Source organism: Bacillus alkalisoli (assembly GCF_002797415.1).
Lineage (GTDB): Bacteria > Bacillota > Bacilli > Bacillales > Bacillaceae_I > Bacillus_CD > Bacillus_CD alkalisoli.
In genome coordinates this window covers 3,335,298-3,347,420 of record NZ_KZ454944.1, presented here as the reverse complement: position 1 = coordinate 3,347,420, position 12,123 = coordinate 3,335,298, and the positions used below count along the sequence as shown (strand labels likewise).

At 35.2% G+C, this 12,123-nt stretch carries 13 protein-coding genes and 1 pseudogene; 9 read left to right on the top strand and 5 right to left on the bottom strand.

The features are described 5' to 3' along the window. Positions 1–235: 235 nt before the first annotated feature. Entirely contained in the window at positions 236–925 is a 690-nt protein-coding gene (locus CDZ89_RS16825; protein ID WP_100334043.1) for a DUF421 domain-containing protein, read from the bottom strand. A gap of 215 nt (positions 926–1,140) precedes the next feature. Here CDZ89_RS16825 and CDZ89_RS16820 point away from each other — a divergent pair, with 215 nt between their 5' ends. Beyond that, positions 1,141–1,464: a hypothetical protein gene (locus CDZ89_RS16820; protein WP_406564902.1), complete on the top strand. Its 324-nt coding sequence runs from the start codon at positions 1,141–1,143 to the stop codon at positions 1,462–1,464. A gap of 57 nt (positions 1,465–1,521) precedes the next feature. On the opposite strand, the gene CDZ89_RS16815 is transcribed toward CDZ89_RS16820, so the two are convergent. From CDZ89_RS16815 to CDZ89_RS16805, 3 genes are all read right to left on the bottom strand, one after another. Next, positions 1,522–2,487 (bottom strand): PDR/VanB family oxidoreductase, encoded by a 966-nt coding sequence (locus CDZ89_RS16815; protein WP_227521538.1) that lies wholly within the window; start codon positions 2,485–2,487, stop codon positions 1,522–1,524. A gap of 15 nt (positions 2,488–2,502) precedes the next feature. Next, positions 2,503–2,883: a dimethylamine monooxygenase subunit DmmA family protein gene (locus CDZ89_RS16810; RefSeq protein ID WP_141395224.1), complete on the bottom strand. Its 381-nt coding sequence runs from the start codon at positions 2,881–2,883 to the stop codon at positions 2,503–2,505. A gap of 62 nt (positions 2,884–2,945) precedes the next feature. Continuing rightward, positions 2,946–3,893: a heme-dependent oxidative N-demethylase family protein gene (locus CDZ89_RS16805; RefSeq protein WP_096155553.1), complete on the bottom strand. Its 948-nt coding sequence runs from the start codon at positions 3,891–3,893 to the stop codon at positions 2,946–2,948. A 236-nt stretch (positions 3,894–4,129) separates the two neighbouring features. On the opposite strand from CDZ89_RS16805, the gene CDZ89_RS16800 reads away from it, so the two are divergent. Together CDZ89_RS16800 and CDZ89_RS16795 are read left to right on the top strand one after the other, a co-directional pair. Next, complete coding sequence (locus tag CDZ89_RS16800; RefSeq protein ID WP_100334042.1) at positions 4,130–4,975, top strand: STAS domain-containing protein; 846 nt, start codon at positions 4,130–4,132, stop codon at positions 4,973–4,975. Positions 4,976–5,326: 351 nt separating this feature from the next. Further along, positions 5,327–5,482 carry a YpzG family protein gene (locus tag CDZ89_RS16795; RefSeq protein WP_096155551.1) on the top strand — a complete coding sequence of 52 codons (156 nt, stop codon included), beginning with the start codon at positions 5,327–5,329 and terminating at the stop codon, positions 5,480–5,482. A gap of 224 nt (positions 5,483–5,706) precedes the next feature. Here the strand turns inward: CDZ89_RS16795 and CDZ89_RS16790 are convergent, their stop codons facing one another. Further along, positions 5,707–6,198, bottom strand: coding sequence for a hypothetical protein (locus CDZ89_RS16790; protein WP_100334041.1), 492 nt, complete (start codon positions 6,196–6,198; stop codon positions 5,707–5,709). Between the two features lie 159 nt (positions 6,199–6,357). Here CDZ89_RS16790 and CDZ89_RS16785 point away from each other — a divergent pair, with 159 nt between their 5' ends. The 6 genes and pseudogenes from CDZ89_RS16785 (at position 6,358) to CDZ89_RS16760 (ending at position 12,090) form a co-directional block, all read left to right on the top strand. Continuing rightward, positions 6,358–7,419 carry a M42 family metallopeptidase gene (locus tag CDZ89_RS16785; RefSeq protein ID WP_096155549.1) on the top strand — a complete coding sequence of 354 codons (1,062 nt, stop codon included), beginning with the start codon at positions 6,358–6,360 and terminating at the stop codon, positions 7,417–7,419. A 59-nt stretch (positions 7,420–7,478) separates the two neighbouring features. Continuing rightward, positions 7,479–7,655, top strand: a pseudogene (locus CDZ89_RS16780) (thioredoxin reductase); the annotation flags it as partial. A 180-nt stretch (positions 7,656–7,835) separates the two neighbouring features. After that, positions 7,836–8,837, top strand: a complete 1,002-nt coding sequence (locus CDZ89_RS16775; protein ID WP_096155548.1) for a LacI family DNA-binding transcriptional regulator — start codon at positions 7,836–7,838, stop codon at positions 8,835–8,837. A gap of 138 nt (positions 8,838–8,975) precedes the next feature. Further along, a complete protein-coding gene (locus CDZ89_RS16770; RefSeq protein WP_100334040.1) occupies positions 8,976–10,199 on the top strand; it encodes an ABC transporter substrate-binding protein in 1,224 nt (407 codons plus the stop codon). 203 nt (positions 10,200–10,402) lie between these two features. Then, positions 10,403–11,269: a carbohydrate ABC transporter permease gene (locus CDZ89_RS16765; RefSeq protein ID WP_096155547.1), complete on the top strand. Its 867-nt coding sequence runs from the start codon at positions 10,403–10,405 to the stop codon at positions 11,267–11,269. Beyond that, entirely contained in the window at positions 11,269–12,090 is an 822-nt protein-coding gene (locus CDZ89_RS16760; protein WP_096155546.1) for a carbohydrate ABC transporter permease, read from the top strand. Before CDZ89_RS16765 ends, CDZ89_RS16760 begins: the two co-directional genes overlap by 1 nt. Positions 12,091–12,123: the final 33 nt, after the last annotated feature.

Here is a 12,123-nt window from a genome sequence, read left to right as displayed (position 1 = left end):
GAGTATTTGATTTACGATGAAGTTCATTTTGGCAAAAGAAAAAGAAGAAGATGAACTGGATAAGGCAGATGAAGTTCATTTTGGATAAGAAAAAAGAAAAAATGATCTTCATCGACAATAATTTAAAACGAGAGACAATATAAAGTATTGGATAGCTTCTTTAGAAATAAACACCTAATTTTTTCAATAAATAAATTTACTTCCTTTGTTAAAAATCGAATTTTTGTCTCTTTTGTTAAGAACCTGTCTTCTGAAATGGAATAATATACATCCCACCATCTTTAATCCAATCCGCGTACAATACATCTTTCACAGATGATACTCCTTGAGCTTGAAGCTGTTGGTCAAGCCACGTTTTGTCAAAGCCCAATTCCGATAAATTATCTTCTACAATTTCACCATCTAGTATGAGGGATGTACATAGATAAGTAGGAGCTGGTGCAATATTTAAATCTTCCAGTGTAACTTTCTGAAACAAGTTTTTCTTCAAAATGCTAATAGAACCGTTCGTTTCAAGTATTGCATAAGCCACTTCTCGAATTGAAAATGTTTCACTTTGCCTTAGTAAACTTAACAATTGATTTAAGTTCATTCTGTTTTTCTTTAACTCTTTTCGGTCAATTTTTCCATCTCTTATAATGATAGATGGCTTTCCCTCTAAATAAGCTCTTGTTTTCTTAAACTTTAATAAGATTTTCTCCATAATAATAAGCAAAGCTCCCCATAAACCAATCGTATAGATGATATAAAAAACACCTACATTTTGTTCGTAAATGGCATTTCCTAATAACTCAGAAAGTACGATTGCCGAGACAAAATCGAAAGGGGTTAATTGTTTAATAGTCGTTCTTCCTAAAATGATTGTTATAAAAAAGAGCAAGAAAAACCCAATAATGACTTTTATGCTTATATCTGTAAAGTCCATGTCAACATCTCCCAAACTAACAACCTTTTTTATCTATTTTTGACTAGAATGGGAGATTTTATTCTTTATGGTATTTTCAAAGATATAACCGCGAAAAGTTTTTCTTGATTTTAATACTAGCTATAAATTCCCTAAACATAGGCCATCGTCCAATCCGAATAGGCAATTACCGCATATTATCTACTGTATTAAATAAAATACGAGGAGGATTTACATTGAACGAACATTTTCAAACTATGATGCCCCATCAAACTTTTGATCAGCACACGTTAATGAATGTAAATAACCAAAGATTTCGACCAGGATTCGGTGGAGGATTCGGAAGACCAGGATTCGGTGGAGGATTTGGAAGACCAGGCTTTGGCTTTGGAGGATTCGGACGTCCAGGATTTGGAGGGGGCTTTGGAGGAGCAGGCCTTGGTTTAGGATTTCTAGGAGGCTTAGCTACGGGAGCACTACTAACACCAGGACCAGGTTTCGGATACGGCTACCCACCGCCATACTACTACCAACCATACCCGTACCAATACTATTACTAAGAACAAACGATGAAAAAGTAACCTTCTTACCTATTAAAGGTGAAGAAGGTTACTTTTTTAATTGATATCTAAGACTAATCGTTCTGACTTAGCACGAGAAACACAAGTCAGTATGCTTTTGTTCAAATACTTTTGTTCCTCGCTTAAAAACTGATCATAATGATCAACTTCTCCTTCTAACACCTTAACCTCACAAGTGCCACACCTTCCCACTTGGCAAGAGTAAGGGACATTAATTCCTGATAGAATTAAGGAGTTTAATAATGTTTGATTTTTGGAAACAAATACAGTCTCTCCCGTTTTTAACTCTACTTCAAAAGGTAATGTTTTTTTAGGCGCAGGAGGAGAAAAACGTTCAAAATGAATGCTTGATTTCGGATAACCATATTCAATTGCTGCATTGGAGAATTCAGCAATAAACGTTTCTGGTCCACAGAAATATACGTGTGTGCCAATATTGTGTTCTAAAAGGGTTAATGGTGAGAGACGTTCTGAATCTTCCGCCTCTGAAAAATAAAATGTACATTGTTCTCGAAAATATTCTTTTAGAAGAGAGTAAAATGAACATAGCTCCCTTGATTTAGCAGCGTAGTGAAGTTCAAATGAGCCACCGGTCTCTTGTAGCTCTTTCATCATAGATAAGAAAGGAGTAATCCCAATCCCAGCAGCATAAAAAACATGATGCTTTGCCTTAAAGCTTAATGGAAAGTAATTTTTCGGATAACTAATGGTCAACTGTTCGCCAACTTTTATTTGCGTGTGCCAGTAGTGAGAACCTCCCTTTGAGGTGTCACTTAATAAAATGGAAATATCATACGTACCTGTTTTATCTGGATGGCTGTTGAGAGAGTAAGATCTTTCTAACAAACTCCCATTCTTTCGGATGTATGTAGTTATATGTGAGCCAGCACTAAAAGGCGGAAGAGTAGCGCCATTCATTGGTGCCAATGTAAATCTCTTCACTTTCGGAGTTTCAATAGTAATGTATTTTACATATACAGGAATTTCTTTTTGTTTTTTCAAGTAAAACACCTCTGCCTATAGCTTTGCGACATAACCAAGAAAGGCGTCTCTTTCCTTTGAATAATGATCAGATACGGATAATAATAAATGACAGTGGATGCAAGTAACTTCAATGTTTACAGGTACCTCGTTTACCTTCATCAGCCCATGACAACGGCAACAAAATATCTGTATCCTCTTTTCTCCATAGCCAATAAAATGTGACTCTTCTTCGGTATAACCTATCTCCATAGCCAACCTTTTAACTCGACTCAAATTTCCCCAAGTAGTAGCAACATAGAGGAACGTACCCATCTTTTGGTTTCTTAATTTCCTCGTCAACTCTTTATCTTCTAAACTTATAACTTCAATTGTAGCATCTACAACTTGATTATGAAGTGGGGATAAGAGTGCCAATCCTTTCTCACATCCACAAAAAATATATTTTCGTTTGCCAGAGATCAACAATGGTAGTTCATTCATTTACCATCTCTACTTTCTAACTGTTCTTTTAAATAGGCTAGTACCTCATCTTTAAATAAGGAAATCCCTTTGTAATCGACAATGTGTGGTGGAAGTTCACTTAGAATGTGATAAAACTGTTCTAACCACTCTCTCTTACTTATAAAATCGGAAAGAGGGAGTACATGTGAGTGAATGGTAAATAAAATAGAGTTGGAACGAGGTAGTCGAAAAAGTTTTTGTACTTCGACTCTCAAATGTACAAATTCTCCCGCATTTTCCTTTGTAACTTTCTTTCTATTTTGTCCCCACTCATTAAACGTTTCTAGTGAAGTATCTAAACGATTTCCAGCCATTAGCGACCAATTTTTACGCCACCATGGATTTCCTGCTTCTAAACCGAGCAGAAAAGTAAGGATCCTGTCATCTAAGCCTTCCTCTTTGAATCCAGGAATAGGACGATGAATATCTTTAAAAGACATTCCAAGATTGAAGGCAAGTGACCAATTAGCTGGAAAGCATAATTGCCCAGCGTCTAAAAACAAATCCCCATCTCGTTGTGTCATAATGAGTAAGTCTTCTTGCACATGTCGCCCGATAAAATCTAGCGGTTCTTGTTGGAGGGAAGATTCATCTCCGAAGATAAACTCCTGACTTTCATCAAGTATATTATTGTGGAAAATCCACTTATTGTTACTTTTTTTCAAAGAAAACATGTTAGGATAATAGTGTGTTAGATGTTCTAATAGTAACTCTACGACTTCCCACTGTACCTTTTTTGTATGTGACGACGATTGGTAGCAGCGAGAATAGTTATTTATTAATAGGTTACGTTTTAAGTTTATTTCATTTTCGTAATTCAATGTAATTTCAACACTTGTTTCTTGCTCCAGAATGATAGAATTATTACTGTAGCGATATACATCTTCTTTGAATGGATATGGAAACTTATCGAGCCTATTCATTCTCGTTCACACCTTTTTATCAGAGTAGTCTGTCATTTTCATCGTAAGTATAGTTTACTATGTATTAAGGAAGAGCAACAGCAAGTTATAAATACTTACTTTAAAACAGAATACAAATGTGTTAGGATTTCCTAAGTATTATGTATAGTTGTCGAAGTTTTTGGAGGATTTTCCTCCCTATTAGCGAATATGAAAATAAATTGTCAATTATTGAACAAAGAGAGGAGAGTTCCTGGATGAAAGTAACATTATATAGTAATTCAGAATTAAAGAAATTTCTTAGTGAGAATAGAATGGATTTTGAGGAGAGGCTTTTATCAGAAGCGGTTAATGTTGCATCCAAAATTAATGATATTTTACAAGCAGGCAATATAGACCTTTTAAAAAATGCAGAGACATTAGTTATGTATGTAATAGAACAGAAAGAAGAAGAATTAATCGAATTTGCTAAACAGGAAGGTATTTTATGGGCGCAACATTCATTAACACTTTCCTTTAAATTAGAGTGGGTGCAAGCGATTAGGCGTACTCTTTGGAAGTTTTTACATAAGTTTGATAAATTGAATGAAAATAGTTTTTTAATTAATGATTTTTATGAGTTGGAAAAGAAAATCAATAATAATGTGGACTGCTTTTTAAATACTTTTTTCTTAAGTTACTCCAATTACAAAGACAATTTATTGAACAATCAAAGAAAGTTAGTAGAACATCTATCCGTTCCAATTATTCCAATAAGTACATCTGTTGCGGTATTGCCTCTAATTGGAATGATTGATTCGTATCGAATGAAAATTATTCAAGAAAAGGTGCTAACGGAGATCTCAAATTTGAAATTACAAACACTAATCTTAGATCTTTCTGGCGTTACAACGATGGATGATGAAGTGATTTCAGACTTTGAAAATGTTTTAAGCGGAGTAACCATGATGGGGTGTAAAGCTGTTATAACGGGCTTACGTGCAGAACTTGTCACAAAGATGGTTCGTCTCGGTGCATCGTTCCAACATTTAGCCGATACGCGTGGAACACTTCAACAAACATTGAAGACTTATTTAGATTTAGAAAATGTAAAACTATACTGACATAAAATGGCTTATGTTAAAATCTAATGTTTTAATATGAGCCATTTATATTTGCTTTCTGATTATTTTAAGTAGAATGCGATTAGCATATACATAAAAAAGGTGCTTAGTTATGAATAAACAATTCCTTTCAATTAGTCTAAAATTCAAAAAAAAAATACCATAGGTAGTCGTCGATGGCCCCCATACTCTCTCCCTCAAAAATAATTGCTAACTCAAGGTTGTATCCAAATTTATCCTTAAAAGAAATGTGCGTATTTTCCTTTCCATTAAACATAAACTGATAATGATATTCCAAGCTGAATATCATTTTATTAGAAATATCCAATCCTACCAAAGAGGTGACAATGCATGAGAAATCAAGGTCGATTAGATCCAACTTCTCAAAAATTTACCCACAATTGGACAAGACCTAAGCGAGCTAGTTCTCAAATAAACGGACATACAAAAATGTCTCAGTCCGTTATTATTGCTAGAAGTGATGCGAAGGCACACAGGATGTTTTAAGATATTTCTAAATCTTTAAAAGGAAAGAAGATGATATTGTCTTCTTTCCTTAAAATTTAACCTTTTATATAGTAATTGCAATCTTCAATTATTCATCATTCATTATTCATAAAGCGCTTTTCGTTGGAGGGATCAATCATGTCCTTTTTTTTGTTGACTTTACTAAAATAAGTACCGTTACTTTTCTTTTCAGGGTAGACATAACAAATAAAAGTTTAAGTTACTCAACACAAAACAATGATTCGATATGGAGTAGTCTGGGCAGGAATGCTTTTCGTACTCGGTCCGTAAATGACAATTAGATTGCGGTTAGCGGGATTGGAGGAGAACTGTTGACCATTTTGTAATACTAGTTGCGTAATTGGTGATATGTTTAATTGTAATTGCCCATCACTACTCAATAGTTGATCATTAAAATAATCTATTTTTACGTTCTGGTAGGTCCTATTTTTAACCATTACTATAGCACGATATTGCGGGGGATAGATTAGAGGAACAGGAGCATTTGTGTCGAAGTAGCCTACAATTCTGTCTCCGGTTCGTGCGGTAGAGTGATCGACAAAATAAGTAGTAGGTGATACGACAAAATTAACTATTCCTCCATTTCCATCCTCTAATGTAAACATTTTATAACATCCTTCACTAGCGCCATTTGGACTAATAGGAAAATCGCTTATAAACGTAATCGTACCTTCAAATACCCCGAAATTTACCATCATGTTACCCCCAATAAGAAATATCTTCTTTTCTAGATTATGAAGCACCTAAAGATAGGTGCCTACAAGATAATTTTCTGATTTATAAGACGATTTGTTAGTTACTTTACAGTTTTCTACTGTAAAATAGAATCAATATTTAAAAGGGGGATAATGAATGTGAAAAATTTGTTAAAAGAATTGTCTTCTATTCACGGGCCGTGTGGTTTTGAAGAAGAAGTAGCCAAATACATAGCAAAACGTCTTAAAGGAGCTGTTGACTCCATTGAGGTAGACGGAATAGGCAACTTAATTGTGAAAAAAAAGGGTCATCAGGAAGGGCCGAAAATAGTAATTGCAGCTCATATGGATGAAGTAGGCTTCATCGTAAAGAAAATAGAGAATAATGGTTTAATCCGATTCGAAAAACTTGGTGGACATGATGATAGAATTTTACTTTCACAACGTGTTCAATTACAGTCTACTAGCGGTTTACGACAAGGTGTTATTGGAACGATAAGTGCCCATATGATGAAGTACGACGATCCGAAAAAAGTTCGACCTCATCAGAAATTATACATAGACGTTGGTGCATCTTCTAAAAATGAAGTAGAGGAACTAGGAATTAAAGTAGGGGATTCGATCACTTGGCACCCACATTTTGAAGAATTAACGGAAAATAGAATCGTTGGGAAAGCTTTTGATGACAGAGCAGGTTGTGCCGTATTAATTCAAGCACTGGAAGATCTAGAAGCAACCGAGTTTGCGGGTGAAATGATAGGAGTCTTTACCGTACAAGAGGAAGTAGGATTAAGAGGAGCGCGTGTTATTAGTCATCAGCACCATCCTGATGTAGCTATAGCAATAGACACAACGGCTGTCAGTGACACACCGGAAGAAATGATGGATAACTCTTTAGCGCTTGGAGCAGGAACCGGTATTAAGGCGATTGATTTTAGTTTAATTGCAAATAAAAAAATTCGAAATCAATTAGTGCAACTTGCCTTGGAAAATAAAATACCTTATCAAGTAGAAGTATTCCCTGGTATTGGAACAGATGCAGGTGAATTAAGTCAAGCACATCAAGGTGTACCTACTGGAACATTATCGATACCTTCCCGGTATGCACACTCTTCTATTGAAGTAATCGATGTAAGAGACCTAGAAGCAACAAAAGATTTATTGGTTGCGTTTGTGAAGAACATGAAAAAGGCGAAAGAATATAAATTTACGATTGATTGACTATTTTTTTCGTTGAAAATACCTTGAATTCTTATGGAGTTGTTTCCCCTGAAAGAGGAATCATCGAGTATCAAGCACAATTAGGTGGGAAAATTCACGTTTATCCCGAAAAGATGATTTGGGATGTAGGGGGACAAACGCCAATTCCTGCTGCAAAGTTAATTGATCAATTAGTTGAGCAAGGATTGACGTTCCAACATACTGTTATATTGAATGAAAAGGTAGAGATTCTCACAATGACGTATTTAAAGAAAAGAACGTGGAGATAGTGAAAAGGCTAATGGCTACAAAAGGTTAGCTTGTCTAATTTTAATGAGTGGGAGTGATTTAAACCTCTAAAAATGAAAGCACTTGCAAAAATAAAAAAAGGATGTTAAAGTATTTTTACGTAAACGTTTTCGTAAAAAGGTGATGAAATGAAACCAACGATTAAAGATGTCGCGCAGAAAGCAAATGTATCCATTGCTACTGTGTCGAGAATATTAAATAACCAACCAGGCTATTCCGAAAAAACAAAGGAAAAAGTGTTGAAAGTGATTGAAGAAATGGGCTTTCATCCAAATGGAATTGCGAGAGGTTTGGTAAATAAACGAACGAAAACAATTGGTGTTTTATTACCGAATGTAACGAGTTCCTTTACCTCCAAATTATTAAAGGGTTTGGAGGAAAGTGCTCACGAAAATGATTACAGTATGATAGTTTGTAATACAGACCATAACGGTAAGCGCACGCTAGACTACTTAAGAGTACTAGGGGAAAAGAAAGTCGATGGACTAATTTTCGTTAGCCAAGTTGTGAGAGATGAGTATTACAAAGTTATGCACAGTTTAGGAATTCCAGTAGTGTTAGTTTCATCTCAGTCTTATAAATATCCGATTCCATATGTGAAAGTGGATGATGTACAAGCAGCATACCAAGCAACAAGTTATCTTATTCAAAATGGACATACGAAGCTTGCAATGATTGGTGGAGATATAGAAGATGAACTAGTTGGTATACCGAGGCTGGAAGGATTTAAAAAAGCATTAAAAGATCATGGCCTACAAGTTAACGAAAAGTTAATTGTTCATGGTGATTTTGGTTTTAGTAGTGGGAAAAGATGTATGGAACAACTAGTACCATATTTAACCGAATTTACAGCAATCTTTACAGCAAGTGATGATATGGCAGTTGGAGCATTATCTACAGCATATGCACATAATTTAAAGGTTCCTGATGATTTTTCCATCGTAGGTTTTGACAACACGAATATTTCAGAAATGTCCATTCCACCTTTAACAACTGTTGCGCAACCACTTTGGGAAATGGGTAGTACAGCTGTAGAAAAGATAATTGAAATGATTGAAAAAAATCATCAAATCGAGAGCTCCATTATGAGCCACACTATTGTAGAAAGAGAAACTGTTAAGAAAATATAACACCTCCATAAAGGTGTATTATTTTCAATACTTACGTAAACGTTTACGTAAGAAGATTTATTAAGTTCAAATTATTTTTTTCTTCATTACGTAAACGTTTACGTAATGAACTCAAACAAAACCATAGGGGGAACAACAATGAAAAACAAGTTTAAAGCACTTATTGCAAGTTCAGTAGCAGCGTTAGCATTAACAGCTTGTGGTGGAGGATCTGATGATGGAAGAGTGAAAGTGGAATTCTTTCAAAATAAATCAGAAGCAGTGAACACTTACAACGAATTGATTGCAAAGTTTGAAGAAGAATATCCAGAAATCAATATCGAGCAAAACCACGTACCAGAATCTGAAACAGTATTACGCTCACGTTTAACTCAAAATGACATTCCACAAATCATGGCAATTAACGGAAATGCAACGTATGGTGAACTTGCAGCAGCTGGAGTACTTCATGACTTCGCAGGTGATACAAAGATTGAACAAGTTCAACCTGCATATGTAGAAATGTTAAATCAATTAGCAGGAAAAGACACTCCTAACGGTATTCCGTTTGCTGCAAATGCGAACACAGTACTTTACAACAAAGATAAGTTTGAAGAAATGGGTCTTGAAATTCCAACTACTTGGGATGAATTTGTGGGAGTAGCAGAAGCAATTGAAGCAGCTGGTGAAGTTCCTTTCTATCACACATACGGTGATGCTTGGACAGCGATGGTACCATTTAACGCGCTAGCCGCGAACCTACAAGGTGATGATTTTATTGAGAAAAGAAACGAAGGTGCTGTTACATTCAACGAGCGTTATAAAGAAGCAGCAGAAAACATGTTAACATTACTAAACTTCGCTAACAATGATGTATTTGGTGCTGGTTATGATCAAGGTAATACGGCTTTTGCAAATGGCGACGTTGTTATGTACATCCAAGGTAACTGGGCAGTGGGATCTATTTTAGATGCAAACCCTGAAGCAAACATTGGTGCTTTTGCTTTACCGGCAACAAACGATGTGTCAAAAAATCGTCTAGTATCTGGTGTTGATACAGTATTAGCCATTTCAGAGAATGCTAAAAATAAAGAAGAAGCACAATTATTCATTGAGTTCTTACTTCGTCCAGAAAATGCACAATTCTATATTGACCAAGAAAAACAATTCTCAGCAGTGGAAGGTGTTATTCAAGAAGACCCTACAGTAGCTGACTTAGCAAAACATTTTGAAGATGGTACAATTACTAGTTTCCCTGACCACTATTTTCCAACAGGAATGCAAGTAGAAAACTTAGTACAAGAGTTTTTACTTAAGAAAGACGTACAAGAGTTTTTAAATACTCTAGATAACGAGTGGAACAAAGTAAAAGGTAGAAACTAATAATTTTAGGAGGGAGAACTTCTTTTTCTCGGACTTTTCCCTCCGAAAAAAAACCTTCCTTATTGATATGGGTCCATTTCCTATGAAGGTTAACGATAATCTTTATCGGAAATGGTCTTATGCTAACGAAGGTGAGACATTGTATTCAGAAGTTAATTTGTGGTATCGATTTCACAAAGAAATTAAGGGGAGGAAAGGTAGCAATGAAAAAGAAGAAAATTAGTCCATATCTTTTAATGGTACTTCCAGCAGTTATTCTATTTTTTGCCTTTCATACATTTCCAGTGTTACAAGGTATTTTCTATAGTTTCACAAACTGGAAAGGGTATGGATCTTGGGATTTTGTAGGATTCCGAAACTATATTAATGTATTTCAAGATTCACGCGCATTAGATGCATATATGTTCACATTTAAGTTTGCCATTTTATCTACTGTCCTAGTAAATATCATTAGTTTAGCAGTTGCGCTAGGATTAAACTCACAAATTAAGTTTAAGAAAACGTTGCGCGGCGTTTATTTCATGCCAAACATTTTAAGTATCTTAATTGTTGGATTTATCTTTAACTATATTTTTGCAATCTTTGTTCCTTCCATTGCGGAGAACTTAGGAATCAACTCTTTAACGGCAAGTATTTTAGGAAATCCCGATTTAGCTTGGATAGGAATTGTTGTTGTAGCAGTATGGCAGGCTGCAGCCTTTAATACGATACTTTATCTAGCAGGTCTTGCAACTATTTCAACAGAGCTTTATGAAGCATCAAGCATTGACGGAGCGAATAAATGGCAGTCTTTCTGGAAAATTACGTTCCCACTTATTGCTCCATTCTTTACAATCAATATGGTTTTAGCAATGAAAAATTTCTTAATGGTATTTGACCATATTATGGCCTTAACAGGTGGTGGCCCAGGTAGATCTACAGAGTCTATTTCCTTATTAATCTACCGCGGTGGTTTCCAAGGTGGAGAGTTTGCCTACCAATCGGCTAACGCAGTTGTGTACTTTATTATCATCGTAACAATTTCTGTTATACAAATCCGTTATTTACAAAAACGGGAGGTGCAGATGTAATGGGAAGCAAAAAAATTAATTGGACGGTTACGATATTATTAATAATCGGTTCCATCGTTATTCTTTTTCCAATATATTTAACAGTTGTCAATGCGTTGAAAACTCCACAAGAGACAGCGCAGTCCATTCTAGCGTTACCAAGCGAATTACGTTTTGATAACTTTACAAGAGCAATCGAAATGACAAATTTCTTTAATGCGTTAAAAAATAGTGCCTATATTACATTTTTTACAGTAGTATTTACGATCTTAACGAACTCAATGGTTGCCTATGCTATTGCTCGTAATATGCACAAGAAATCTTATAAAGTATTATTCTATTATTTTGTAAGTGCAATGTTTGTACCGTTTCCAATCATTATGTTACCGATTGTAAAACAGATGAGTGCCATTTCTATGATGAATCCAACAGGGCTAATCATTTTATACATTGTGTATGGACTAGCATTTAATATTTTCTTATATGTTGGATATATTAAGTCGATTCCAATTGAATTAGAAGAAGCAGCAATTATGGATGGATGTTCTAGATGGGGAGTATTCTGGAGAGTTATTTTCCCACTATTAACACCGATGAATGCAACAGTAGGTATTTTAACAGCACTTTGGGCGTGGAATGACTTTATGTTACCACTAGTTATTCTAAGTGACCGAAGTGATATGACGTTACCTTTAGTACAGTTCGTTTTCCAATCACAATTTAGCACTAACTACAACTTAGCATTTGCCTCTTACTTACTAGCGTTGTTACCAATGTTACTCGTATATATCTTCCTACAAAAATGGATTATTAGCGGAGTTACAAAAGGAGCTATTAAGTAACAAATTTGGTGCATTTGTTAAATAAGCGATGTG